Genomic DNA, 23940 nt, shown 5'->3' on the forward strand with positions numbered 1-23940 from the left:
GAAAATTCTAGTCAAATGAAGAAACTCACACTCCTGTTTTCAGCATTAATGCTTAGTTCTGGGTTATTGGCCCAAGTCAAAAAAGAAGACCAGATTAAGTCCGCCTTGTGGGCAGCTCCTGAATCTGCGAGAGCTGGTGCTCACGTTTATGGATTCGACAAAGACGGCAATTTTGTAACCTTAAGAGAAGGTACGAACAACTTTGTAGTCCGGTCTGATGATCCCAATAAAGAAGGTTTTGAAATTGTGTGCTACCCCAAAGATGTTGAGCCTTTTATGGCGAGAGGCCGTGCTCTTAGAGCCGAAGGTAAGTCGCGGGGTGAAATTTTCGCTATTCGTGAAAAGGAAATGATGAATGGAACACTTCAGAAGCCTGGCTATGGTTCTACGCTTCAGATTTATCGTGGCCCAGATGCCCGATACAATCCCGAAACGGAAAAAGTAGAGGGTGGCGAATATCGCTATGTCATTTATACACCCTTAGCGACGGGTGAAACTACTGGTTTACCAGAAAAACCAAATGGTGCCGGTCACCCTTGGGTCATGTTCCCAGGTTTGTACAGGGCACACATTATGATCACACCACCGATGAAAGGTAATTAAGCAATTAAAAAGGCCTCACTTCACTCAGAAATGAGGCCTTTTACTTTTATAGAATACTTTTCTTATTCGCTTCTTAGTGCTTTTATCGGATTAGCTGTGGCTGTTCTAACCGATTGAAAGCTCACCGTTAGCCAAGCAATAATGGCTACAAACAGAGCAGGTATCACCCAAATTAATGGATTGTTTAAGCTTATTTGATATGCGAATTCTTGAAGCCAATCCTGCATCACCATATAGCCGACTGGTATGGCAACAATAGCTCCCAGTACTACTAGTTGGGTGAAGCTTTTTAAGATCATTAAGGTGATACTTTTCACCGAGGCGCCTAGAACTTTTCTAACCGCTATTTCTTTGTACCTGCGCTCAAGTGTAAATGCAGCCAAAGCAAATAACCCAAGACAGGCGATAATAATGGCAAGACCAGATGAGGCTGAAAAGAGCTTTCCAAAGCGTTGCTCATTTTCATAGAGTGCGTTAAAAGATTCATCTAGGAAAATGTATTCAAATGGCTCATCGCTGACTGTTTCTTTCCAAAGATCTTCCACTCTGCCGACGGTTTCTAGGTAGTTATCGCTTATTCTGATCGAAATGTAGTTGGCCGAATACCAATCTTCTTCTAAGCGTCCATCCTTCCCCATCATACGCAGGATCATTGGTTCGACATCCCTTTTCAAGGACTCAAAATTGAAGTCATTGACCACTCCAATAACAGTGTAATCTTCTCCATCACCTCGCGTCAACTTTTGCCCGATGACTTTATCTCCACCTAGCCATCTTTTTGCAGCCTCATTGATCAATACATTTGCGGTATCTGTAACCAACTGATTGGTAAAGTTTCTCCCCTCCGTCAAGTTCAAACCCATAGTTTCTAAATAGGTATCGGTGACGAACAAGTTGATAAAACCGTATGACCGTGGGTTGTCTTCCATGGTTTGGTAAGTCCAGTCAGACATGCCACCAGAGATGTAGCTATTGCTCATAGAAACATTTTCCACTGAAGGAAACTGAGCGAGCCTCGTCTTAAAAGTCTCTCTTTTCTGATCTAATGAATTGGCATTTTTGACCACCATCACTTGGGAGGCATCAAATCCTAATTTCTGATTGGATAGGAATTTTAATTGCTGAAAAACGACGGTTGTACTCACTATCAAGAAGATAGAAATAGCAAACTGGAAGGCAACCAAACCTTTTCTTAAAATAGCGCTGCCTTTTCCACCTTGTGTTGCATCACCTTTGAGTGCTTTCACAGGCTTAAAATTTGACAAAACAAATGCTGGATAAGAACCTGCTAAAAGGCCTACGATCAATACTAACCCGAATAATTGCAATAATACGACACCATCGAAAAGGTCCTGAAAGTTGAATGTTCTATTGGCCAACAGATTGAAACCATTTAACAGCAATGCTGATAAGCCCAGTGCTAGAACCATCGAAAACAAGCTGACCATCATAGACTCTACTAAAAATTGATTAATCAATTGACGTCTTCGAGAGCCAAGTACTTTTCGCATACCAACCTCTTTTGACCGCATAGCCGACCTGGCTGTAGAAAGGTTCATAAAATTGATACAAGCGATGATTAAGATAAATATGGCTATCGCCGAAAAGACATAAACATTGTTGATATCCCCTCCTGATCCGAACGAAAAGTCTGGGTATTCTAAATGAATAGCTGTCATAGGAATCATTCCAAAATTTCGTTCTCTTCCGCCGCTTGCGAGGTAATCCTCGTAACTGGCGTGTCCAGAATATTTAGCGATAAGTGGTCCTTGATACTCGGCTGCCAGTTCTTTTAGCTTTTCTTGAACGACTTCAGGCTCACTACCCTTTTCAATCTTCGCGTAAGTTTTGAAGTTATTTGCCGTCCAATTTCCGACTAGCACCCAGCTTTCTTTGGGGTAAGAATTTATGAAGTTGTATTTCCAATGCGTGTTTTGCGGAGGGTCTGCTACTACCCCTGTGACCAATGTATTTTCACCATCTACTTGGATTGTTTTCCCTACTGCCGATTCATATCCAAAAAGTTTATTAGCAAGGGTTTGGCTTAGCACCATGGCATTTGGCTCCGTAAGTGCCTCTTCTGGGTTTCCTTCTATAAAATCGACGGTGAAGATCTTATGAAAGGTAGAATCCGCATTAAAACCATTGGTTTCTTTGAATACTTTGTCTCCTACCTTAAAAGTTTGGTCAAAAGGCCCTTGAATCCTTAAAGTCTCTTCAATTTCTGGGATGTCAGTTTTTGACTGAATCGCTAGTCTTGCGGGTGAATTTCCGTTGAGTCTATATATTCTATCGGCACCGTCATGATACTTGTCATAGCTTAGCTCGTGACTCACGTACATGGCGATCAGTAAGCATGCGGCTAAACCTATTGCCAATCCTCCGATATTGATTAGACTGTAGAAGCGCTGCTTGACCAGGCTTCTGAATGAGATTTTGATGTAGTTTTTGACCATAATTATGTTGTTTAGAGTTTCAATGTCTTCTAGACCTTTGATATATCTTAAGCGAAAGAACTTCAGTACATCCCACGAGAATCGCTTTCGGGCCGTCTTTAATCCTTCGTTCTCAATTCTTTTGTAAAAGAGCTCATATGCGTCGCCTTCAATGATCTCAAGTGCTCGTGGTTTACAATAAAACCGTAAGAACTTGAGTGCCCATTGAGGCGGTTCGTGATCAAATGGAGACATATTCCAAGCTCAGTTTAGGAATTTGATCGTGAAGACTATTTCGTTGTGCTTTGATGTAGTCCAGAGACTTTTGACCAGCCACTGTGATCTTAAAATAGCGCTTCCGTCTTCCGCCTCTAGCTTTCGTAGCACCTCCTACGCTAGAGTTCAAAAATCCCTTTCCTTCTAACCGATCTAATGCAGAATGGACAGCACTAATGTTAATTTTGCGATGAGTTTGTCGCTCTATTTCTTCCATCACGCTGATGCCATAGGCGTTGTCATGGAGGATGGCCACGACAAGCAAAACCAGTTCTTCGAACTCCCCTATATTAATTCGCTGCATAGTTTTTTATTTATTTCACTTTAGTAAATGAAATTCATATGTTTCACTATTGCAAATGAAATGAGGTGCCGATGAATCGAACTGGAATATTAGATGACTCAACTGGTAGATTATCGTATTGAACCAGATTAGCCTAAATCAGTATCCTCTTTCTAAATCTACTTGATGAAGTAGAGCCTCCTTCTTTTTGAGGCGCAACAAGTTGTTTAACAGCAACTTAATGGCCGAATCTGGAGTAGTTACACTCGCTACGTGTGGCGTGATAGACACCTTTTCATGTAGCCATAAGGGGTTTTGTGTTGGTAGCGGTTCTTCTTTAAAGACGTCTAAAAGTGCTCCAGATAGCTTATTAGAATCTAAAGCGGCTATCAGATCCTTCTCTACTAAATGGTTGCCTCTTGCTACATTGATAAGATAGGCGCCATCTGGCATTTGATTAAAAACATCGGCATTTAAGATATTCTCTGTTTTGGGTGTGACAGGTAAAAGGTTTACGAGTACTTCGGTTTCTTTCAAGAATTCATTCAGGCCAGATTCATCAAAGCATTTCACACCCTCTATTACTTTCTCGCTTCGACTAAATCCATATACATCAAAGCCTAAAACCACTAGTTTTTCGGCTAAATCCTTCCCTAAAGCACCCAAACCCATAACACCAACTTTTAATGGCTTATAAGTTATTCTATCCCAAATCAATTCACGCTGATTTTGCATGTGCGTACGCATAGACCTTTGATGCATCATAAGGCCCATAATCACATAATTTGTCATGTCTTGGGCTAAAAATGGATCTACTATTCTAGTGATCGGGATATTAGATGGAATTTGGGGATCATGCATCAGGTGATCTACTCCGGCACCAAGTGAGCTAATCCATTTCAACTTTGGCAACTTATCTATAACTCCATTGTCTAATGGCTTCCAAACAAAAAGAACTTCAACGTTGCTTAGGTCATCATTGGTGGGCCAAACATGAATTTTGGAGACATTTTCTGATTTCGATAACCCTGACACCCAAGGTTTAGGGTCCCAAACGGACGATGAGATTAAAATTTCCATGTTAATATTATTTATTAGCCGATGCTACAAAATTCCAGAGCCATGAAAAGGCTACAATTAGTCCGATATAAATGACTAATACACTGTTTTCAATGCCTGCCTCACTTACGAAAGAAGCATAGATGAAAAGACCTCCGACCGTGGCAGATACGGAACTATATAGAATGAGCAACCAGTTTACCCAACTCGCTCTAGCCATATTCAGCCTACCAACAGGAAGTATCAGACTATAGCCCACAAGCATACCGGCCACAAAACCGTCGGATTGGGTAATAGCCCAACCGATGATCGATACCACAAAAATACTGAAACAGAAACCCACAAAAAGAGCGGTTTTTGATTCCTCTGGTGTCAAAAGATATTTCGAGTAGGTATTTAGCCGCATAAAAAAGTTGAAGACGGGTTCTATTACCCATGTAGAAACCATAAAGAAGATGAGGCCATAACTCACATAACTTAGTAAAAAGCCATATTCGCCTATGCTTTCTGCACCATTTCGCAGAATTCGGTTGATCATTACTATCCCTATAATGAGCGCCCACTGAGTGCCTGGCTTTAAGTTGGCCATAAAGAAATAGTACCGTAAGAAAAGCCGATATAAAACGTACTTGGCCTTTAGTGCCTCTAGCATACCCGAACGCGCGTATTCATCGTGAGGATCGTACTTTAGGGCTTCCTTAAAGTGTCCTAGAGCCTTTTTGTGGCTTCCTTTTTCTAATTCAGCCCAACCATAATTGGCATGCGATAGTGGGTTTTCAGGATCCATTTCTAGTGCTCGATGAATGGTCTGAAAAGAAGCTTCCTTATCCCCTGACTTCAGTTGTGCGGTGGACAACATATTCCGGCAGAAAAGATGCTCTGCATCAATCTGAAGTCCTTTTTGTGCCAGTTCTATGGCCACCTTAAAATCTTTGGATATCAGCTTTAATTGTGCTTGTAAACCATAATAATCTGCACTATTTGGATTGATTTCAATCGCCTTTTTTATGGCGTTTTCCGACTTATTGAAATTTTCTAGTTTTAGGTGTGCCGCAGAAATTACATACAGCGCGAAATCAATTTCAGGATTTGAGGCTAAAGCCATCTTAGCCGTATGAATGGCATCATTCGCATCGTTCAGCCTCAGTTTGCACAAGGCTAGGTAGGTCAACGCATAGGCATTGTCTGGATCTTCTAGTAAAACGCCCTTTAACTGTTCTACTGCCAGATCAATCTTACCTTGATTGATCAGTAATTCTGCTCTATCTAAACTTGCCACTACTTTTTGATCTTCAAGTATTTCAACACATCGTCATACAAGCCTGAATCATTGGCATAAATGGCGTAATTTCTAGCTTTTGTAAACCATTCCTTGGTTGAAGCCACCATCTTTTTGCCTGCATTGAGTAGGTCACTCGTTTCAATTGGTTGTGGTACGCCTGTTTTAAAGGCTAATTCTAGTTTTCCCTCTATGCTTATGTCAATCATTGATTGAATATCAGCGCCTGAAAACTCGGGTGTTTTCTTCGCCAGTTTATCCATATCAATTTTTCCTGTTGGCTTTTCGGCCAGCATAATCTCGAAAATAGATTTACGAGCCTCTTGATCTGGCGGAGAGACGAATATCATTCGATCAAACCGACCAGGTCGTTTGAATGCAGGATCCATATGCCAAGGAGAATTTGTAGCAGCCAGAATCAAAACACCTTCATTATCTACATCTACCCCATCCAATTCCGAAAGAAACTGATTAATGACATTTCTACCTGCCGACCCCTTCATCTCACTTCTATTTGCACCGAGAGCATCGACTTCGTCAATGAAGAGAACACAAGGGGCATTTTTACGCGCAATCTCGAAAATCTGGTGTAGGTTTCGTTCACTGTTTCCCAGCCAAGCATCAAGAATATCGTTTATGCCGATCGTCAAGAAATTCGCATTTACCTCTCCAGCGGTGGCCCTGGCAATATGAGTTTTACCGCAGCCCGGTGGTCCATAAAGCAGAATCCCGCCGCCAGCTTTCTTACCATAAGCTTTGTAGAGTTCGGGATGTAGAAATGGCTTAATAATCTTTAAATCAATCTCTTTTTTGACCACTTCCATACCACCGACATGTGAAAAGTTGGTCGACGGTCTCTGCATGCCCAAAGTGCGCTCGGCAAAGTCTTGTTCGATTGGCTCAAAATTAGAAGGTGAGCTGCTCACCCGAAATTCAGCATCGAAGGCTTCATTTTTGAAGTTCGGATCGATTAATAAGATTCGCTGATAAGTATCGCGTGCTTGCCCAGTACTGCCATCTTTTAACAAGGTTTGACAATACAATTGCAAATAGTCGAGTTGATCTGGTCTAATATCCAACAACTCCTCTAATACTATGATGGCCGTTGAAAAGGCTTCATTGTGAAAATAGGCTTTGGCCAACAAGTATTTGGCTTCTATATCTGTTGGATCGATCTGGAGCAGTACTTTAGCTTGGCCCTCAACAGCCAACCATTCGTTTTCTTTGACAGCCTGCTGGGCCACTAACTTTCTTAGTTGGACATTTTCAGGGGATGCTTCTAAAGCTAAAAGCAATGATTTTAGTTGGTCTGAGGCCATATTCCTTCGCTACATTAAATCGAACTCTTCGAATATATTGCAAAAGCAATGAACTAACGATCCGCTCAACTAAAAATTGAAATAAAGTTTACCTTTTACTTAACCATCGGTTGTCTTTGATATAAAAACGCCATGGTTTCAGGGCATCTTCACCAGCGTAATCGACACCAATTCTCGGTGAAGTGCCGATTTCATGATTTGTAATTTCTCGCCCATCTGACAACCAAATCGTATCACCTAACAGATCAAGTCCATAGTGATCTTTGGTACGAATACCGAGCGCCTGGCTAAGAATACCTGGACCTGAACTGAGCCGTGGATTAGCTTTGGTCATATTACGACGTAATTGCATTGCTTCTAATCCTATTAAGGGCTCTACACCTCTAATGAGAATAGCGTCTGCAAAATCTTTTTTGTTGGTAACGATGTTAAAAAGGTGATGAATGCCATAGCATAGGTAAACGTAGCTAAACCCACCTTGACCGTACATCACTTCCGTACGTTTACTCCTGAGACCATTATTGGCATGACAAGCTTTATCGTTTCTTCCCGCGTATGCTTCTACTTCCGTAACGATCGCGGCGGTATATACCCCATTTATCTTTGTATGTAAAGTCTTACCGAGTACATCTTTGGCAATTTCCACGACATTTGGCCTTTCATAAAAGTCTCTAGTAAGTTTCATTTGTATAAAGTAAGCAACCCTTTTTATTAAAGTAGAGTTTAAGTGGCAAACAATAACCAAGAAGAAAATGAAAAAGACTTTTTTAACATTAGCCTCACTTTTAATCCTAGGATTAACGACAAACGTAGCCTTAGCGCAACGTGGACCAGCAGCCAGCCCACTGGCGAAGGTTGAACAAAAAATTGGAAATACGACGATGCAGATCTCTTACAGCAGACCAAGTCTTGATGGAAGGGATGCCAATAAGTTGGTAAATGGCTTAAACAAAGGCGGAACTTGGAGAACTGGTGCCGATAGAAATACGCTCATTAGTTTCGATAAAGATGTGACCATCGGTGGTCAAGCTTTGAAGGCAGGTAACTATTCTCTATGGACGATTCCAGGAAAATCTGAATGGACTATTGTCATTAGTGGCCATACTGATAAATGGGGAACCTCTTATGATAATTCGAAAGATGTATTGAGGTTTTCTGCTAAAGCAACTGAATCTAAAGATGCTGTGGAAACTTTTAGAATTGACTTGACTGATTTTGACAAGAATTCTAAAGACAAGGCCAATTTAGAGTTGGCTTGGGGTAATATATCAGTGAAGTTTCCGATTGTAGTAAAAAATTAACAGACAAGACAAACATTGTTAAAAGCTTCTTTCCGTTGGATGGAGGCTTTTTTTATATCTTTAGCTTGAAAATTAAAGACGCTATGAGAAAGACATATTCTACCATGATCGCATTAATGCTCACCGTTAGTGCTTTTGCCCAAATTAAAATGCCACCACCAAGCCCTACTTTTGAATTAAAAGGAACGGTTGGTTTAGCTGAAGTTAAAGTGGTTTATTCCAGACCTAGTGCTAAAGGTCGTGAGGTTGCCGGGAACCTAATCCCATATAATGAAGTATGGAGAACCGGTGCAAACGCATCGACTAAAATATCATTTAGTGCAGATGTAAAATTGAACGGAAATGCTGTTCCAGCTGGTGATTATGCACTTTACACCATGTTTACAGAAGAAACTGCCACTATTATCTTAAGCAAAAATCTTACTTGGTGGGGATCGCTCGGTTATAATGCCAAAGATGACCTTTTGAGGTTTGATGTACCTGTTAAACACCCAAGTAGTCACTACGAGACTTTCACGATGAGCTTTTCTGATTTCACAATGAATTCAGCTAATCTGAATATGAAATGGGAACACACTAAAGCGATGTTCTCGATTGAAAGTGATGTTGATGCTAGCGTGATGGCGGATATTCAAGCGCAAGTAATTGATGCTACACCAGAAAATCCAGGTGTATATTTTCAAGCTGCTGGGTATTATTATGAGACGGAAAGGGATTCTAAACTTGCTTTAAACTGGGTGAATAAGGCATTAGATGCTAGTCCTGAAAAGCAGTATTGGGTGGTTCACTTAAAAGCTAAACTTTTGGCCAGAATGGGTATGAAAAAGGATGCAATGGCTGCGGCTAAAGAATCTATAACCTTGGCTAAGGCGGGTGGTAACCCTGATTATGTTAGATTAAACGAAAAGCTAATTGCCGATTTGAAATAACAGTGGCGAAACATTATTGAAGGGGCTTTTGCCCCTTTTTTTATTCCCTATATTATCGTTTCGGGCAACTCTTGCACATTTTCTTGTGCTTCTTCTTATACTTCTTACAGCATTTTTTGAAACAACATCCTTCTTGAACGATCATAGAACTGATCGGTGAATCCTCTTTTTGGAAAGGGTTCGGTTGGTCAAAAAGCTGCTCTTCAATTATATTCATCAATCTTTGTTTTTATTTAGACTGATTACAAATAACGGGCACAAACCTTTAACAATCAAACTTTGGACACAAAAAAAGGGAAGCTCAACTTCCCTTTTTTACTTATTCAAAAGTATAATTTATTCTCCTTCCTGTATCTCTTGAGCTACCGCTTGAACCTCGTCTAAAACGCGAAGTAAATTACCGCTCCAAATCATACCGATTTCTTTTTCAGAGTAACCTCTTCTTACTAGTTCTAGTGTAACATTAAAGGTCTCAGAGGCATCTGACCACCCTTCTACTCCACCACCACCATCGAAATCTGAACTAATACCAACATGCTCAATTCCGATCTTATTCACCAAATAATCGATATGATCTACAAAATCAGCTACATCGACTGGAGGCGCAACGCTATTAATCAGCGAATCAATTCTATCTTTATGTTTTTCTTGAAATGCATTATAAGCATCGAAATAGGCTGTTCTTTCATTTCGACTCATTGCGCGATATAAACTACCAGGCTTAATTTCAAAACCCTCTTCTTCAGCAATTTGAGCAATGATTTCGCTTGACTTCTTTCTGTTCGCCGTATTTTTTTCAGAGTTTAAATAGCTTTTAAAAGCCACTGTTTGCACTACGCCTCCATTTTCTTTCAACATCATCAGTTGCTCATCATCTAGGTTTCGGCTTACGTTATTCAAGGCTCTTGCGGAAGAATGTGAAGCAATCACTGGCGCCTTCGACATTTCCATCATTTGCATATTGGCCACTTTTGAAGGATGGGATAGATCAATCATAATACCCCATTTATTCATCTCCCTGATAACTTCTTTTCCTAGTTCACTCAAACCATTATGAAGCCATACGCTATCTCTTTCCCCTGTATTAGAATCACTCAACTGACTGTGACCGTTATGCGCCAAAGACATGTACCGTGCACCACGTTCATAAAACTCTTTAACTCTAGAAATATCCTTTCCAACAGGGTACCCATTTTCGATCCCTATCATGGCCACCTTTTTACCTGAAGCAGCTATTCTTCTCACATCATCAGAAGTTAAGGCTATTTCAATCTGGTCTGGGGCTATTTCTTCTGCAAGCCTATGGATGGCTTTAAACTTATCATCTGCATTGGCATAAGCCTTGTCAAAACCTTCGTCAGTTAACTCTCCCTGACCAGTATAGACAATAAACCAGGCAACGTCTAAGCCACCTTCTATCATGTTTGGCAGATTTACCTGAGTGGGCAGTTTTTTAGTGTAGTTATTGTCTTCGGTGAAGTTGTTGGTATTAATATCATCATGGGTATCAAGCGTAATCACCCGATCATGAATACCTCTGGCATACTCAACCAGTTCCTCTTCTGTCATATCGTTGACGGACTTTTCTTGAGGTTGGCAAGCGGTAAACAGGAATAAAGTTATTCCTAAAAAGTAACTCAGTTTTTTCATCGTTTTGGTTAGTCTGTTGAAAACTTAAATTTAGAACGAAGCAACCAAAGCACAACTAAGTTTCTGTTTAGTGGTAGTAAAACCTGCTTAAAATAGAAAATCAAAAACGGTTGATTTCTCTAAGAAATGCAGTTATACTTGCCAACTGATCTGGATGCGCTAAATGGAAAAATTCGTTAATGTTAGAAAGCTAATTGGTGATAAAAATCCTACCCTGCTCAAATGGCTTCCTGGCTTTGTCATTCGTTATATCGAACGAATCGTTCATCAAGATGACATCAATGAATTTATGGCCAATCATCAAGAGGCCGACTCCTATGAGTTCTGTAAAGCGGTAATGGAAAAGTTCAATGTCACACTAGACATTACTGGCATTGAAAACGTGCCTAGACCTCCAGAGGGAATTATTTTCGCTAGTAACCATCCTTTAGGCGGCTTCGATGCACTCGCTATTATCACCTCCCTAAAAGAGATCAGGCCAGATATCAAGTTTATTGTAAACGACCTTTTGCTCAGTGTGCGCAACCTCAAGGATAGTTTTATTGGTGTTAATAAAGTTGGTAAAAACGCTGCGGCCTCGCTTCAAAGGGTCGATCAGCAGTTTGCTTCTGATTACGCTACTTTTATTTTTCCAGCAGGTTTGGTGAGTAGAAGGGAAAAAGGTATAATCAAGGACTTAGTTTGGAAAAAAACGTTCATTACAAAAGCTAAAAAATATCAAAAACCCGTCGTTCCAGTGTATATTGAAGGGAAACTAACCGATCGCTTTTACAGGTTAGCCAATTTTAGAAAAGCACTTGGTATAAAAGTAAACATAGAAATGTTCTACTTGGCCGACGAGTTTTATAAACAACAAGACACCAAAATGAAAATCACCATTGGGAAACCAATTCCAGCGGAAACATTCGATAGTACTAAATCGGATATGGAATGGGCTCAATGGACAAAAGAGGAAGTATACAAGCTTAGAGAAGCTTAAGTCAACCGAATGAAAGAAAGTATTGTGCAAGCCATTGTTCCACCGGTAGAAAGATCGCTTATTGAGCAAGAACTCAATGCTGATCGTTTTATAAGAAATACCAATAAAGGTGGCAACGAGATATATATCATCAATCATCACAACTCGCCGAACACTATGCGGGAAATTGGCCGATTGAGAGAAGTGGCCTTTCGGGATGCAGGCGGAGGAACTGGTGAGGCAATCGACATCGATAATTATGATACCAAGGAAAGATGCTACGAGCAACTCATTGTTTGGAGCCCGGAGGATAAGGAAATCATTGGTGGCTACCGTTTTATCACTGGTGATAGAGCGTATAATGCTGAGACAGACTCCTTCGAACTTTCTACGGCCCACTATTTCGATTTTTCAGATCGGATGAAGAAGGACTTTCTACCCTATGCAATTGAGTTAGGTCGATCTTGGGTTCAGCCAAGCTATCAGCCATCGGTGAATCCTAGGAAAGGGCTTTTCGCTTTAGCAAACATTTGGGATGGCCTAGGTGCCCTGATTGTATATTATGCCGATGAAATGCACTATTTCTTTGGCAAAGTGACCATGTACACTAATTATAACCAAGAAGCTAGAGACATTCTTTTGGCTTTCCTTGCCCATTATTTCCCAGATGTACACCAGCTTTCACAACCCAAACCAGAACTCTTCTCAGGCTATTCTGATGAACTGTTTAAGGAGAATTTTCCTACTGACATGCCTTTTGAAGAAGCCTTCAGAGTATTACAGCGTCTCCTAAAAGATCGGGGCGAGTGGATCCCTCCTTTAATTAACATCTACATGAACCTATCATCCTCTATGATGACTTTTGGCACTGCACATAACCCAGAATTTGGTGATGTTGAAGAGACTGGCCTTTTAGTTACTATAAAGGATATTCACCAAAATGTGATCGATCGGCATTGTACAGGCTATACTAAGCCAGCCAAATAAAGCCTCCATCCCATCAAGCCATATTCATTTGATTACTGATAAACCTTTTTATCTTAGTTTATCATTAGCATCAATCTTGAATTATGGATTTTACTTTAGGTATCGAAGAGGAATACATGGTCATAGACCCTGAGACCAGAGAATTAGTATCCCACGAACAAAAAATTGTAGAGGCAGCTCATCGTCATATGGAAGACCAAGTGAAGGCAGAAATGCATCAGGCGGTTGTCGAAGTTGGCACTAATATTTGTACTGATATTCAAGATGCACGTGAACAGGTTACTTACCTGCGGAAGACCATGTGTGAGATAGCCAAAGATTTGGGTTTCAGGATTGGCGCCGCCGGAACTCACCCTTTTTCAGAATGGAAAAAGCAACTCATTACGCCAAACCCTCGGTACCACGCCATTATTAATGAACTTCAGGATACGGCCCGATCTAATCTGATTTTTGGGCTGCATGTCCATGTGGGGATTGAGGATAAATCTATGGCACTGCACATAGTCAACCAAATCAGATATTTTTTACCTCATATTTATGCCCTATCGACCAATTCTCCATTTTGGGAAGGAAGAAATACTGGATTCAAATCTTTTCGTTCTAAAATCTTCGACAAGTTTCCTAGAACAGGAATTCCACCACTTTTCGAAAGCATATCAGAGTATGAGAACTATGTGAACCTTCTCATTAAAACAAGGTGTATAGATAATGCCAAAAAGATTTGGTGGGACATACGAGTTCATCCATTTTTCCCAACACTAGAGGTTAGAATATGTGATATTCCACTAACTATCGATGAGACCATCACTATTGCAGCACTTATTCAAGCATTGTCCTATAAGTTATTCAAGCTCAGGACTCAAAATCTAAATTTTGCCACTTACAAAAGAGACTTAGTCAACGAAAATAAATGGCGAGCGAGTCGATATGGCCTCGACGGAAAGTTGATTGATTTCGGAAAGGAAAGCGAGATTAATACGCGGATACTTATTCATGAGTTACTAGATTTTATAGAGGATGTCGTAGATGAATTAGGCTCACGCAAAGAAGTAGAAAGAACCTATGAGATTCTTGAAAAAGGTACAGGTGCCGACCGTCAATTAAAAGTATACGAAGACACCCAAGATTTTAACGAAGTGGTAGACTACATCATCAAGGAAACCATGTTTGGCACGGAGTGATGTAGACCTCTTTGAAGAATTCTTCTACTAAAAATTCAACCAATAGGTCAACTTAAAAACTAAGGCCCTAGATTTAGATGGGCCAATATTAATGAAGCCTTCATCGTTTGTGGCTAAATAATTATCTGTATAGACTAGGAAGAAATCCGATACTGGTGCAAATCGCCATTGGAGCCTAGAATTTATATTCAAATTGTCAATTTGGGTATTGTATTGAACGAAAGTGGTCCAAAATAGCTTCTTTGTGAAGGTAAAGTCGAATCGAGGGCCGATCAAGAAAAGATTTGCGTCGTTATAAGGGTCGGGAAGCCTTATACGATTGTAGGCAAAGTTAATACTCGTGAACCCCATAGGTTGATACCTAAAGTTCAGGCTCCCTTCAAAATTGATTCTGGTTCCATTGAAATACTCACCAGACCTCGTACTGACCCTAAAATTAATGAGCTTACGCTGGTCTGAATTGTAGCTGGCTATGATCAAGTTATTATGATAGCCTTCTCCACTGGGTAGCGCGAGTCCACCCGTACCACTGGGGTCAAAACCGTTGAAAAGGAAGGTATACTGCCATCTTAATCTAGCACTAAACCTGGCAGAACTACGCCAGTTAATATCATACAGGATATTCATGTCCCAATCCAGAAATCCGAATTCCTTGTTGCCCACCATGTCAAAATCAAACCCCGGTCCATGTCGCTGAATCCCTCCCGACTTTGGGAAAAACGAGTAGCGAACTGTATTGGTCAACTGTCTGATATCCCTGCGGCGTACAAAACCCACTTCTGGATTATAATTCTCTCCTACTGATTGCGCTGAGATATCCCAAGACCACTTGGGCACGCCAAAACTGAGTTCAAACCCAGTTGAAAACGATTGGTCGGGCTGCACTTCCTCTATCGACTTATGAAAGAACACTTTACCGTTCCAGCGGTTATCGGCAGAAGCCAAATTGTAGTCTACGCCTACTGTCCTATTCCAGCGCGCATAAAGATCGGTGTCATAGTCAGCCTCATTTTCAAAAGTCTGTTTATTGACGAAAAGAAAGGAAATATTAGACCGTGCGAATACTTTTTGTTGCAGTGAAAGCACCGAATAGTTGTAAGATGGAAGACTCGCGGCATCTTCTCTCCCAGCTTGCATAGATAAAAAACCCAGTCGTAAGTTATTATTGATTTTACCGCTCAACCGCGTACCCACAGGAATAGGGTTCTGAATATTTTGACCTGTCGTTTCATCTCTGGCAACACCTATCCTTCTGGAGAAAAATGGTCTGGACCCACGGTTACCATAATTGGCAAACAGATCGGCATTTTCTAGGAAGAATTGTCTCCGTTCGGGGAAAAAGATTTCGAATCGATCCAGGTTAGTCACTTGCCGATCTACTTCCACCTGTGAAAAGTCAGGGTTTACAGTCAAATCTAAATTCAAGCCGGGCGTAACGGCATATTTTAAATCAAATCCAGCATCAAAATTAGTTTCAGAAGGCTGATCGTTCTGAAAGTCTTTACTTATTCCAGAAGCGACATATGGAATGAAAGAGATATTCGAACCTGGCTTTTTAGTCGGTTCATCCCATTTCATTTCTCTCAAAGTAGCTAGGTTAACAATGGAAAAATTCCTCGAAATGGGTGCCCAAGTCGATCGTTCTGCGTATTCGCTATCAACGCGATAAAAATTGACATTCCATTCCGATTGGCCCTCGGAAAACCTCAACGTTTTAAGCGGAATCGCCATTTCAGCAATCCAGTATCCATTTTCTTGGCGGGCTTCACCTCTCCATTTATTATCCCAGTCTAGGCTAAATGCATTTCTTCCACTTCCACCATTAGCTATCAAACCTTCTCGGCGTACTCCAAATGGATTAATACCAAAAATAAAGGCATTCGTATTGTCTTGAAAAGCATCAATTAAGATGGAAAAAGAATCATTAGCATCTCCGAAGAAATCCCTTCTCAGCGAAGGTGTAATATAGCCTCTTTCGCCATCGGGGTTTTGCATCACCCCTAATACATAAATGAACTGATCATCGTAAAGAATTTTAGCCACCGACTGTGCATAAGCAAGTGACGTGTCCATCGGAAAGTACTGCTGAAAATTATAGGCTGAATCGGCATAAGACCACAAATCATCTACTTTACCGTCAATGATTATTTTTTGATCAATTTTCTTAATCTCAATACCCTGTGCTAAAGCCAACTGCCCTAGAATCAGCATAAACAGACATATCCAAATTCTCATGGCGCAAAAGTAAATTTTCTTTTCATTGAATCTTGATTATTTACATCAATGGAGAGGTCTTCTAGCGCTTTCAGCAACCTAAACGACAGCCGACAACAGTCTATATATTTACCAACAATCATAAAGTCATAGTTTGGTCACTTTCAAAATTCTTAGTTTTACATACCTAACCAACACTTGCCATGAATCGATTTTTTCTTGCCTTGGGCATGGTTCTATTTCTAAGTAGCTGCAAAAGCGATGATGATGGAGGCGCCCCTCAAGTTGACCTCACAGGTAAAATTGTCATTCCAGAAAACACAAGAGATACTGTTTTGTTTGCTACTTCTGTTGACAATATCTCAATCCCTATTTTCATTTCTATTCCTTCAGCGGCCACTAACCTAGCAGGAACTGTTGTTATGCATGGTTCTGGAGGCAATTGGGAAGATTCGGATACTGATAACGATGGCATAGATGATACTGTAGAGGAGTGGGAACTTTCAAACCAAAACGAACAATGGAAAACCTTACTCGGTAATGAAGGTATTGTATCAGCATTTCCTGGAAGCTATTACAGAAGAGGTACAGTCGAAAATGCTGGTGATTGGAAAAACCCACCATTACAGTTTCAAATTAGTGCTTCATTTGTCAGAAATCACGACGCTTATAAAACTCTCGAAGTATTAAGAAGCCTTGTCCGTGCCGATGGTTCTGCAATTGTGACTTCGGATAATGTAGCTATTCTCGGTTTTTCGCATGGCGCTACAGCAATACAAAGTACATTATTCGATACGAGCGTAATTCCTGTTGATTGGGAGTGGTCACAATCCTACAGTGGCACCCTCTATACCAATGAAATTAAGCCTCCGGCTTCACTTCCGACTGACGGAGGATTTAAGGCGGGTGTTATGTATTACCCCGGTTCTTTTCATAATAGCTACTACGGAAACCCTTGCTCAGGAACTAGTATTTTCCAAACCTATGCGGACTTTATGATACATATCGCTTCTGAGGATAGCCTCACTCCTAATACTAATTGTATGTTGGAAACAGTCGGAAATAATGGTGGCGGTACTGCAACTATTCATAGTTACGAAGGGGCAAACCACAGTTTCGATAGTAAGACTTCTGGTATTGATGGTAGCGCAAGTACGCTAGCACGTACTCGTTCATTAATCTATTTGAAAGAGAAATTGGGAATTAATTAAAAAGGACTAACTCTTTTGAATCAGTCCTAAAGTGCCTTCTTCGAAAACTTTACATAAGCGATCTCTAGCTTAAAAGCTCCTGGCTTTTTAGAATCAGTGATAAAGCCTAAACGAATAGTGTTTTTCGCAGCTCCTTTAGACATTGTGCGCCCTGTCCTTCTTCCCATTCGATATTCTTTTAAGTCATAAAGATCGACGGTAATAGTTTTCCATGCATCGTTAGAAGATGGTATTGGCATTTTATGATTTGGAAGCCAAAACCTTTGGTATTGGTATACATTCAGTGCGCAGTCTAAACCACTGCTTCTGTACTTGATTTCTACTTGATCGTATTGGGAAAGATCGTATCTGGCATAGGGAGCTCTTAATGAAGTGAATCCACCATTATTTTCAAGCGAAACCGTGCCTGAGAAAATCATGCTATCATCTGTCAGCTGAGCTTTGCCCCGTGAAAGGCCACCCATAACTCCATCATTTACAATGGCCCACTTGTAGCCATCTTTATTTTCACCAAAATCAAAGACCATTTCCGAAGGTGGACTTAATAAAGCAATCAGTAAATAGAGTGTTGAAATCATAACTCTGTATTTGACTGCTCTAACAGATTGTACTTGAGATTGTTCTGAGAAATTCGAAAGTCTTAACTATCTATTTAAAACTATCTGAACTGATATACGCGTCTATCACAGCCTCTTCCCCTTTCTTGCCACTTTGAGAATTACCATGCTCCATTCCTAATACTCCTTTGAAGCCCTTATCATGGATGTATTTAAACACATTGAAGTAGTTTATTTCTCCAGAAGTAGGCTCTTTACGCCCAGGGTTATCACCAATTTGAAAGTAGGCTATCTCGTCCCAGCAGTTATCTATGTTAGGGATCAAGTTGCCTTCAGTTATCTGCTGATGGTAAATATCGAAGAGGATTTTGCAAGATGGACTATTGACCGCCTTACATATTTCATAAGCTTGAGCAGCCTTCGACAGGAATAAACCTGGATGATCACGTGGATTTAAAGGTTCTAAGACCATTACCAAACCATGAGGTTCTAATAATTCACAGGCTTTTCTTAGGCTGTCCACCACATTGGCCGTTTGATACCCCATGTCTTTTCTGAGATCTAAATGACCAGGCACAACGGTCATCCATCTGGCATTCACCCTTTTTGCCACATCGACTGATTCTTTTATTTCTTTTAGGAACTGATCTTGCCAGTCCTTTTTTCCGCTAGCAAGATTAGGTTCTTGCCAAAAAATGGTATGGGCTACGAACACCCCCATCGTCATGCCATATCCCTTCATTTTATCAGCAATTTGCTCTTGCACAGCAATAGGTCGCTGTTTCATGTCATTGTCTTCCAAGGATTTAAAGCCTTGTTCCGCCATAAAATCAATTTCATTCAAGATTCCGCCAGGCGCTGACTTTCTAAACATCCCAAAATGGGGTGCATAATTTAGGTTAAACTCATGCCTTGGTTTGTAACTGGGAATAATTGTGTTGACCCCTGTCATAATTGCACCAGTACTAAGTGCGCTTACATTTAAAAAATCTCTCCTTTTCATACGTCTGATTTGGTATAGAAATATACAAAATCTCTGGGGCTGATTATATTTAAGATACAATCCCATCCTCATGTATATAAAAAAGAAGTACTCAAAGAAAGACATGGCCATTTGGACGAGAAAAGAGACCATTTTCTTCGTGCTTATGGCTGCCATAGTAACGGTGCTATATGAAGTTGTCGGTTTACGGTGGTTACAATTGCCTTGGACACCTATAGCCCTGGTCGGTACGGCGGTTGCTTTCTTAATCAGTTTCCAGAACAATGCGGCTTACGATCGACTATGGGAAGCTCGAAAAATATGGGGAGGCATAGTAAACACCTCTCGTACTTGGACCATGATGGTTCGAGATATGGTTAATAATGCCCATACAACTGATCCAAAAAGCCAAGACTATTTAGCGGAAGAAAGACGAATTTTAGTGTATAGACAAATTGCTTGGATGAGTGCGCTTCGTTATGCTTTGAGGGCAGAAAAACCCTGGGAAACGTTTAAAAAAGCTAAAACCAATAAGCAATGGAGCGAAATGCTTAACCTGCAAGAACTAACAGTCCCACTGGAAGAAGAGCTTTCTAGATTAATTAGCCCGGAAGAGGTAGAATATGTAATGTCTAAAAAGAATAAGGCTAATGCCCTCCAAACTTTACAGTCTCAGCATATAAAAGCTTTAAAAGATGCTGGTCTGATTTGGGAATTCGCTTTTCTAGAGATGGAAAATGTACTGAAAGAATTCTTCAATCTACAGGGTAAAAATGAACGAATTAAGAACTTCCCTTACCCCCGTCAATATGCCACTTTAGGCTATGATTTTGTAAACCTTTTCAATATGCTACTCCCCTTCGCAATTGTTCCGGAGTTCTGGAAAATGGGTCAAGAGCTAATGGAAACTTACCCTGATTTCGGTGGCTATTTTATCTGGGTAGCTATACCAGTATCAGCTGTAGTATCATGGATTTTTAATACAATGCAGAGAATCGGTACGGCTGGTGAAAACCCGTTTGAAGGATCGGCCAATGATGTACCAATAACAACAATGGCTAGAGGTATAGAGATTGATATGAGGGAAATGTTGGATGAGCCTAAGGATAAAATTCCTGAACCTCTCCCAGCGGTTTATAATGTACAGATGTAAAAGGCTCAAATGTGAAGTAGCTCACTTTAAGGTTAGCGATTACTAAAAATATCTCGAGCAAATTGAGTGTCATACAGCTCATCTAAGTAATCTGTTCTAGTAACAATATTGTAGTTATCTCTGCATTCCTCGAGGCCACTTCTCATGATGGAAATACATCTTCCATTCTGGTCAGCACCCTCTCGATGATCCCTGAATAATGAGCAATGCCCTAGTTCATGAAATACTATGAACTCTTTAAATAGATCTGGCGCCAATTGCCAAAACTCAGCATCGATCATAACATGGTTTGAGGTTCGGCTATTAAAATTACATGTGCCTGCAATATTTTCTTCGTCAATTACTTCGATAACTCCCGTGATACCTTCTGCTACCAAGTCGATGGTAAGGCCGCGTGATGCACCTTGTTCTTGAAAACGAATAAAATATGGCCAAAGACGTTCATCTACTCCAGGAAAGGTTCCCTCAGCCACCATAATTGGTTCGGCTTCATCATCTGTTGAACAGGCTGATAAAGACAGCAGTCCCATAAAAATTAGTGCTATCCACTTAGCATTATAAACCCCAACTCTCCGATTTCCCATACGCTAATGGTTTTTCTGTAGAACGGAGAATTTTGAGTTTAGTATTAGATCACACCATCGAGATTCCAGACAATTATCCCGTACACGACAAATCGAATGATACGGAATGAGGCAAAAAGGAGATACTTCTTTTGTGGATACATGAGCGTACCCGTGAGCATACTTATCAATGCAAAAGGCAGCGGAGTTAGTGCAGATACGATAATCAAACCACTCCCGTACTGATCATATTTTTGCTGATATTTTTTAAGCTTCAGCCGTTTTTGAAATATATTCAAGAAGAATTCCTTCTTACCTAAAACTCGTCCTAAACGATAATTTAACCAGCCAGCGAAGAGCGAAACCAAGGTCATGGTTGAAACTGCAGTGATGTAGTAATGCCAGGGGTCATCCAAAGACCAAAACATAAAAAGTTCAGGAGGCAATATTCCGACAAATATTTCTGAGATCAGGAAGATGAAAAACATTAAATAGTAGCTATCTGACACAGCATGCTCAATGGTATCATATTGACTCTTGAAATAACTTTTGAAAAGTATTAGGAGACCAATTAGGACAATCAAATAGATAGCTCCTTTGATGATATTCTTAGAAAAGAAGCTATAAAACTCGCGTTTACTATTATCCATTTAGGCTAAATCTTACCGTAAAGTAATGAGAAAAAACACAAGTCTAAACTTAAAATGACTTAAGTGTTCTGTTCCTTATAGGAGTCTATTATTTCCTTGAAAAACATTGGATTGGTAAACTTATCAATGACTTTTACATTTTTGAATGGCGCTAGCTTTTCTCGGAGTTCTGACTCCATTTGGCCGCTATACACGTATATCCAAGTGCCTTCATTTTCTAGCTTTTCATTATTGCGGGCGATCAGATCAGAACCTTGAATATCGGGCATCATTTGATCTGTGATTACGATATCATATCGATTTTGATCAATTAATTGATTAGCCGCTTTTCCGTTGCTGGCTTCTTCTACCTCAACATCATCATACATGAATTCTATGAAATCCTTCAGTGTATCTCTTACTGCAAAATCATCTTCAACTATCAGTATCTTGATCATATACTTTTCATGCTTATAAATACACTGGTTCCTTCACTCCCTCGGGAAGTTATCCATAGTTTATGCCCTAATCGTTCCGTCAAATCTTTGGCAAGATAGAAGCCCATTCCTGTTATTTCTTGATTTTCATCAACCTTCGATTGATTGGTCCCTAGGCTCTGAAGCTGCTCTTCAGAAATCCCAACTCCATAATCTCTTACTTCTATAATCAATTCATTACCCTTTTGGTTTAAATGAATTTCGGCGGGGGCATCATTCTGCCTAGAAAACTTGAGCGCATTTCCGATAAGCGTATTCATTATATACTTCAACGTCATCTTATCGGTAGCGAAACGCGTCGATTCAAAGTTTGGATCGGCTTGAGCGAATACCTGTAGGTTCCAGTTTTCTTCAACAAATTGTGCTAACTCCTCAAAATCGATTTTATCACTTGCAGTTTGATTGAGTGTCATGAAATAAATAAAGTCATGAAGCATTCTTTTGATCGACTCGACAGAACTCAAAGAAAGGTCTACAATCTTGTCCTTGACCTTGGCAAATTTCTCTGGTCGTTCACTTGAGCGCTTGATCATTTCCATATTCATCTGCAATGTCGCAACAGGCATTTTTATTTCATGAGAGATCAGTGAGAGCATGGTTTGTCTACTTTTCTGATATTCCATCTCAGCTCTGGACTTTGTTAGAATATCCATGCGCATTACAAAAGTTTTGAATAATGCCAAGTTTGCTAGAATAACGGCAATGGTTAATAAGACCACCCTTAACCCAAAATGATTACCATAGATATTTAGGAAGTCCAAAGTTTGAACTACAACCCATAATACAAGCACTAAAAATGCCGAAATAAGGTAGCTTGAGGTGGGTTCTTTGTCGATTTTAGCCTTAATCACGGTATATAAAAAGACGCCTCCACTCAAAATCATAAAAATTAGATAATACCGAAGTATACTCGTAAAAAACACTGATGGCGTAACGAGAACAAGGATAATATTCGCAATAGTAATCGCTAAGAAAACACGTTTAAACCATACGTTGGTCTGGTTAGGATAAAGCGTAAAAACAAAAAGACCACCGAATAGGGATGCTGCGTAGCCGCTCAAATACTCCAAACATATCGCTAAGTCAAAGTTTAAAGTGTTCAGCATGGCATGCAATGGATAATAATCCGTGCCTATAAGTCGGTACATCATGCTCAATGAAAACAAAGCATAAAATGGTACAGGTAGTGACAAATGTCTGTAGGCGGCTGAAAAGGCAATAAGGATGAATCCTGTAATAAAGAACGCGCCGGCCAAAAATAGACTTAGCCCTTGGTTTGTTCTGAGCACCTTAATTAGTCTATTCGCATCACCAACTTCTAAAGAATAATAAAGCCCTGCATTTGTGTGATGATAATTCGAGACTTGAATGACTACATCTAGCGTATCCGTCTTGAATTCTCTAAAAGAAACCACTTTCGGTTCGCGATATCCTTTATACCCTTGCTTTGATTTTCCAACTACACCCGACTCATAAATTAGGCTATCATTGACCATTACATTGTACGCAGAAAATGCATGAGTTATAAGCATACCAGCGGGCGGTTTATCCTTTGGTATAATCAAACGTACGGCGTAAGTAGCGTATCCAAAATCAGGAAGTTGTTCACCATCAATAGAAATTTTAGACCAGTCGTGAGGAACTTCAACTTGAACTGGTGCTTGGGTGGCTTCTCTTCTATTGGTAATCAATTGATTCCAATAAAAGTCCCATTTACCATCCAGTTTATAGAACTCTAGACCATCCCAATCGCTTAAATCGATCGTACTGGGAGTCTGTGCCTGAATCAAATTCAAGCACATAGAAAAAATTAAGATAAGTGCAATTCTGATCTTCATCTATTATTTACTGACAAGCAGCAATTACCGCTTGAA

Annotated in this window: 22 protein-coding genes; 8 read left to right on the forward strand and 14 right to left on the reverse strand. The window is 40.2% G+C overall.

Going from position 1 to position 23940, the window contains the following annotated elements; genetic code table 11:
• Positions 1–15 precede the first annotated feature (15 nt).
• The gene (locus tag BFP71_RS14465; protein WP_069836159.1) at positions 16–603 is read left to right on the forward strand and encodes a hypothetical protein; all 588 of its coding nucleotides are present in this window, start codon (positions 16–18) and stop codon (positions 601–603) included.
• 62 nt (positions 604–665) lie between these two features.
• Here the strand turns inward: BFP71_RS14465 and BFP71_RS14470 are convergent, their stop codons facing one another.
• The 6 genes from BFP71_RS14470 to BFP71_RS14495 all read right to left on the reverse strand — a co-directional run bounded on the left by BFP71_RS14470 (position 666) and on the right by BFP71_RS14495 (position 7939).
• On the reverse strand, positions 666–3293 hold the full coding sequence (locus tag BFP71_RS14470; protein ID WP_069836160.1) for an ABC transporter permease: 2628 nt from the start codon (positions 3291–3293) through the stop codon (positions 666–668).
• A complete protein-coding gene (locus tag BFP71_RS14475) occupies positions 3280–3618 on the reverse strand; it encodes a PadR family transcriptional regulator (RefSeq protein ID WP_069836161.1) in 339 nt (112 codons plus the stop codon). The genes BFP71_RS14470 and BFP71_RS14475 overlap by 14 nt, the downstream gene beginning before the upstream one ends.
• A gap of 138 nt (positions 3619–3756) precedes the next feature.
• Positions 3757–4677, reverse strand: a complete 921-nt coding sequence (locus tag BFP71_RS14480) for a 2-hydroxyacid dehydrogenase (protein WP_069836162.1) — start codon at positions 4675–4677, stop codon at positions 3757–3759.
• Positions 4678–4684: 7 nt separating this feature from the next.
• The gene (locus BFP71_RS14485) at positions 4685–5935 is read right to left on the reverse strand and encodes a tetratricopeptide repeat protein (protein ID WP_069836163.1); all 1251 of its coding nucleotides are present in this window, start codon (positions 5933–5935) and stop codon (positions 4685–4687) included.
• Positions 5935–7254, reverse strand: coding sequence for an ATP-binding protein (locus BFP71_RS14490; RefSeq protein WP_069836164.1), 1320 nt, complete (start codon positions 7252–7254; stop codon positions 5935–5937). Before BFP71_RS14490 ends, BFP71_RS14485 begins: the two co-directional genes overlap by 1 nt.
• A gap of 88 nt (positions 7255–7342) precedes the next feature.
• The gene (locus tag BFP71_RS14495) at positions 7343–7939 is read right to left on the reverse strand and encodes a DNA-3-methyladenine glycosylase (RefSeq protein WP_069836165.1); all 597 of its coding nucleotides are present in this window, start codon (positions 7937–7939) and stop codon (positions 7343–7345) included.
• Between the two features lie 67 nt (positions 7940–8006).
• Here BFP71_RS14495 and BFP71_RS14500 point away from each other — a divergent pair, with 67 nt between their 5' ends.
• On the forward strand, positions 8007–8555 hold the full coding sequence (locus BFP71_RS14500; RefSeq protein ID WP_069836166.1) for a DUF2911 domain-containing protein: 549 nt from the start codon (positions 8007–8009) through the stop codon (positions 8553–8555).
• 83 nt (positions 8556–8638) lie between these two features.
• Positions 8639–9484, forward strand: coding sequence for a DUF2911 domain-containing protein (locus tag BFP71_RS14505; protein WP_069837097.1), 846 nt, complete (start codon positions 8639–8641; stop codon positions 9482–9484).
• A 336-nt stretch (positions 9485–9820) separates the two neighbouring features.
• Here BFP71_RS14505 and BFP71_RS14510 read toward each other — a convergent pair whose 3' ends face one another.
• The gene (locus tag BFP71_RS14510; protein WP_069836167.1) at positions 9821–11134 is read right to left on the reverse strand and encodes a dipeptidase; all 1314 of its coding nucleotides are present in this window, start codon (positions 11132–11134) and stop codon (positions 9821–9823) included.
• Positions 11135–11297: 163 nt separating this feature from the next.
• Here BFP71_RS14510 and BFP71_RS14515 point away from each other — a divergent pair, with 163 nt between their 5' ends.
• From BFP71_RS14515 to BFP71_RS14525, 3 genes are all read left to right on the forward strand, one after another.
• Entirely contained in the window at positions 11298–12113 is an 816-nt protein-coding gene (locus BFP71_RS14515) for a 1-acyl-sn-glycerol-3-phosphate acyltransferase (protein WP_069836168.1), read from the forward strand.
• A gap of 9 nt (positions 12114–12122) precedes the next feature.
• A complete protein-coding gene (locus BFP71_RS14520) occupies positions 12123–13079 on the forward strand; it encodes a GNAT family N-acetyltransferase (RefSeq protein WP_245701851.1) in 957 nt (318 codons plus the stop codon).
• A gap of 83 nt (positions 13080–13162) precedes the next feature.
• Complete coding sequence (locus BFP71_RS14525) at positions 13163–14260, forward strand: carboxylate-amine ligase (protein ID WP_069836169.1); 1098 nt, start codon at positions 13163–13165, stop codon at positions 14258–14260.
• Between the two features lie 27 nt (positions 14261–14287).
• Here BFP71_RS14525 and BFP71_RS14530 read toward each other — a convergent pair whose 3' ends face one another.
• Entirely contained in the window at positions 14288–16495 is a 2208-nt protein-coding gene (locus tag BFP71_RS14530; protein ID WP_069836170.1) for a DUF5916 domain-containing protein, read from the reverse strand.
• Between the two features lie 182 nt (positions 16496–16677).
• On the opposite strand from BFP71_RS14530, the gene BFP71_RS14535 reads away from it, so the two are divergent.
• Entirely contained in the window at positions 16678–17685 is a 1008-nt protein-coding gene (locus BFP71_RS14535) for a dienelactone hydrolase family protein (RefSeq protein ID WP_069836171.1), read from the forward strand.
• Positions 17686–17711: 26 nt separating this feature from the next.
• Here the strand turns inward: BFP71_RS14535 and BFP71_RS14540 are convergent, their stop codons facing one another.
• Positions 17712–18263 carry a CIA30 family protein gene (locus tag BFP71_RS14540; protein ID WP_088125056.1) on the reverse strand — a complete coding sequence of 184 codons (552 nt, stop codon included), beginning with the start codon at positions 18261–18263 and terminating at the stop codon, positions 17712–17714.
• Between the two features lie 70 nt (positions 18264–18333).
• On the reverse strand, positions 18334–19245 hold the full coding sequence (locus BFP71_RS14545; protein WP_069836173.1) for a hydroxypyruvate isomerase family protein: 912 nt from the start codon (positions 19243–19245) through the stop codon (positions 18334–18336).
• A gap of 70 nt (positions 19246–19315) precedes the next feature.
• On the opposite strand from BFP71_RS14545, the gene BFP71_RS14550 reads away from it, so the two are divergent.
• Positions 19316–20377 (forward strand): bestrophin family protein, encoded by a 1062-nt coding sequence (locus tag BFP71_RS14550; RefSeq protein WP_069836174.1) that lies wholly within the window; start codon positions 19316–19318, stop codon positions 20375–20377.
• A gap of 32 nt (positions 20378–20409) precedes the next feature.
• On the opposite strand, the gene BFP71_RS14555 is transcribed toward BFP71_RS14550, so the two are convergent.
• The 4 genes from BFP71_RS14555 to BFP71_RS14570 are packed head-to-tail and all read right to left on the reverse strand — an operon-like array spanning position 20410 to position 23904.
• Complete coding sequence (locus tag BFP71_RS14555) at positions 20410–20961, reverse strand: hypothetical protein (RefSeq protein ID WP_069836175.1); 552 nt, start codon at positions 20959–20961, stop codon at positions 20410–20412.
• A 44-nt stretch (positions 20962–21005) separates the two neighbouring features.
• Positions 21006–21590 (reverse strand): VTT domain-containing protein, encoded by a 585-nt coding sequence (locus BFP71_RS14560; protein WP_069836176.1) that lies wholly within the window; start codon positions 21588–21590, stop codon positions 21006–21008.
• Positions 21591–21649: 59 nt separating this feature from the next.
• Complete coding sequence (locus tag BFP71_RS14565; protein WP_069836177.1) at positions 21650–22027, reverse strand: response regulator; 378 nt, start codon at positions 22025–22027, stop codon at positions 21650–21652.
• Entirely contained in the window at positions 22024–23904 is a 1881-nt protein-coding gene (locus BFP71_RS14570) for a sensor histidine kinase (protein WP_069836178.1), read from the reverse strand. The genes BFP71_RS14565 and BFP71_RS14570 overlap by 4 nt, the downstream gene beginning before the upstream one ends.
• Between the last annotated feature and the right edge of the window lie 36 nt (positions 23905–23940).

Origin of the sequence: Roseivirga misakiensis (assembly GCF_001747105.1) — a bacterium.
GTDB classification, from domain to species: Bacteria; Bacteroidota; Bacteroidia; order Cytophagales; family Cyclobacteriaceae; genus Roseivirga; species Roseivirga misakiensis.

What these genes read in the sequence shown, in the direction of transcription:
- BFP71_RS14535 (WP_069836171.1), top strand. Translation starts at nt 16,678, where the DNA reads ATGAATCGATTTTTTCTTGCCTTGGGCATGGTTCTATTTCTAAGTAGC.
- BFP71_RS14510 (WP_069836167.1), bottom strand. Translation starts at nt 11,134, where the DNA reads ATGAAAAAACTGAGTTACTTTTTAGGAATAACTTTATTCCTGTTTACC.
- BFP71_RS14560 (WP_069836176.1), bottom strand. Translation starts at nt 21,590, where the DNA reads ATGGATAATAGTAAACGCGAGTTTTATAGCTTCTTTTCTAAGAATATC.
- BFP71_RS14525 (WP_069836169.1), top strand. Translation starts at nt 13,163, where the DNA reads ATGGATTTTACTTTAGGTATCGAAGAGGAATACATGGTCATAGACCCT.
- BFP71_RS14480 (WP_069836162.1), bottom strand. Translation starts at nt 4,677, where the DNA reads ATGGAAATTTTAATCTCATCGTCCGTTTGGGACCCTAAACCTTGGGTG.
- BFP71_RS14545 (WP_069836173.1), bottom strand. Translation starts at nt 19,245, where the DNA reads ATGAAAAGGAGAGATTTTTTAAATGTAAGCGCACTTAGTACTGGTGCA.
- BFP71_RS14570 (WP_069836178.1), bottom strand. Translation starts at nt 23,904, where the DNA reads ATGAAGATCAGAATTGCACTTATCTTAATTTTTTCTATGTGCTTGAAT.
- BFP71_RS14550 (WP_069836174.1), top strand. Translation starts at nt 19,316, where the DNA reads ATGTATATAAAAAAGAAGTACTCAAAGAAAGACATGGCCATTTGGACG.
- BFP71_RS14505 (WP_069837097.1), top strand. Translation starts at nt 8,639, where the DNA reads ATGAGAAAGACATATTCTACCATGATCGCATTAATGCTCACCGTTAGT.
- BFP71_RS14500 (WP_069836166.1), top strand. Translation starts at nt 8,007, where the DNA reads ATGAAAAAGACTTTTTTAACATTAGCCTCACTTTTAATCCTAGGATTA.
- BFP71_RS14530 (WP_069836170.1), bottom strand. Translation starts at nt 16,495, where the DNA reads ATGAGAATTTGGATATGTCTGTTTATGCTGATTCTAGGGCAGTTGGCT.
- BFP71_RS14475 (WP_069836161.1), bottom strand. Translation starts at nt 3,618, where the DNA reads ATGCAGCGAATTAATATAGGGGAGTTCGAAGAACTGGTTTTGCTTGTC.
- BFP71_RS14490 (WP_069836164.1), bottom strand. Translation starts at nt 7,254, where the DNA reads ATGGCCTCAGACCAACTAAAATCATTGCTTTTAGCTTTAGAAGCATCC.
- BFP71_RS14565 (WP_069836177.1), bottom strand. Translation starts at nt 22,027, where the DNA reads ATGATCAAGATACTGATAGTTGAAGATGATTTTGCAGTAAGAGATACA.
- BFP71_RS14520 (WP_245701851.1), top strand. Translation starts at nt 12,123, where the DNA reads ATGAAAGAAAGTATTGTGCAAGCCATTGTTCCACCGGTAGAAAGATCG.
- BFP71_RS14465 (WP_069836159.1), top strand. Translation starts at nt 16, where the DNA reads ATGAAGAAACTCACACTCCTGTTTTCAGCATTAATGCTTAGTTCTGGG.
- BFP71_RS14555 (WP_069836175.1), bottom strand. Translation starts at nt 20,961, where the DNA reads ATGGGAAATCGGAGAGTTGGGGTTTATAATGCTAAGTGGATAGCACTA.
- BFP71_RS14540 (WP_088125056.1), bottom strand. Translation starts at nt 18,263, where the DNA reads ATGATTTCAACACTCTATTTACTGATTGCTTTATTAAGTCCACCTTCG.
- BFP71_RS14495 (WP_069836165.1), bottom strand. Translation starts at nt 7,939, where the DNA reads ATGAAACTTACTAGAGACTTTTATGAAAGGCCAAATGTCGTGGAAATT.
- BFP71_RS14515 (WP_069836168.1), top strand. Translation starts at nt 11,298, where the DNA reads ATGGAAAAATTCGTTAATGTTAGAAAGCTAATTGGTGATAAAAATCCT.
- BFP71_RS14470 (WP_069836160.1), bottom strand. Translation starts at nt 3,293, where the DNA reads ATGTCTCCATTTGATCACGAACCGCCTCAATGGGCACTCAAGTTCTTA.